Source organism: Proteus sp. Marseille-Q3619 (genome assembly GCF_965283115.1).
Window position 1 is genome coordinate 1 of the sequence record NZ_CBDIMP010000011.1, and the last position, 1,101, is coordinate 1,101.

Annotated in this window: 1 protein-coding gene; it reads left to right on the plus strand. The window is 31.0% G+C overall.

The window, feature by feature from the left end:
- Positions 1 to 56: 56 nt before the first annotated feature.
- Complete coding sequence (gene ompW / locus ACWPWK_RS19035) at positions 57 to 704, plus strand: outer membrane protein OmpW (RefSeq protein WP_109372377.1); 648 nt, start codon at positions 57 to 59, stop codon at positions 702 to 704.
- Positions 705 to 1,101: the final 397 nt, after the last annotated feature.

The window sequence follows — 1,101 nt, forward strand, 5'->3', positions numbered from 1 at the left end:
AATAAATGGTTATATTTTTAGCGGAGATTTTACTTATTACAGGAATGGGTTAAATAATGAAAAAACTTTCTGCGCTTATTTTAGCGGCTGCAACTCTTGCGCCTTCTATTTCTTTTGCTCACCAAGCAGGTGATTTTTTATTCCGTGCGGGTACTGCAACAGTTCGTCCTAATGCGGGTTCTGATGCAATATTAGGTGGCGACCATTTTGAAGTAAATAATAATACCCAATTAGGTTTAACTTTCGGGTATATGATCACTGATAATATCGGGGTTGAGTTATTAGCAGCAACGCCTTTTGAACATAAAGTATCATTGACGGGTGTAGGTGAAATTGCAAAAGTTAAACATTTACCACCAACATTAATGGCACAATATTACTTCGGTAATGGTGAAGATAAATTACGTCCTTATTTAGGTGCAGGTCTTAACTTTACCACTTTCTTTGATGAGAAATTTAATAATAACCCTGCTGTAGATGGCTTAGGCTTAAATGGTCTTGATCTTAAGGATTCATGGGGCTTTGCGGCACAGGCAGGTTTAGATTATAACCTTGATAAAAACTGGATGTTGAATGCTTCTGTTTGGTGGATGAACATCGAAACAAAAGCAAGATTTAATAGCACTGTTGCGGACAAAGATTTTGACGTTAAAACACGTTTAGACCCATTTGTATTTATGTTTGGTGTGGGTTACCGTTTCTAATTATTCTTTCTTTAAAAGAATATCTCATAATGAAAAAGCGAAGATTACCTTCGCTTTTTTTATCTTTTTGATTTACTAAAAATCTTTCATTTCTAGATTATATACAGCTTCTTTTTTTATTATTAATACCTGAATTATGAGTTATTAAAAGCAACATTAAATAGGTAAATATACATCTGAAATAAGACATTTAGCATTTTAACATTCATTAAAGTGTATTTAATATACATCTTTTATTTATTGATATTATCAAAATAAAAAAGTGTAGTTTTATTTATTAAGAGTTGCTGGCATTTTAATAAGTAAAAGAGTGTATTTTATAGATGTATTTAAAATACATCTTTATATTTGGATTTAGTAAAACGGCTTTATCTATCAATAGATAGAAGAAAATAGA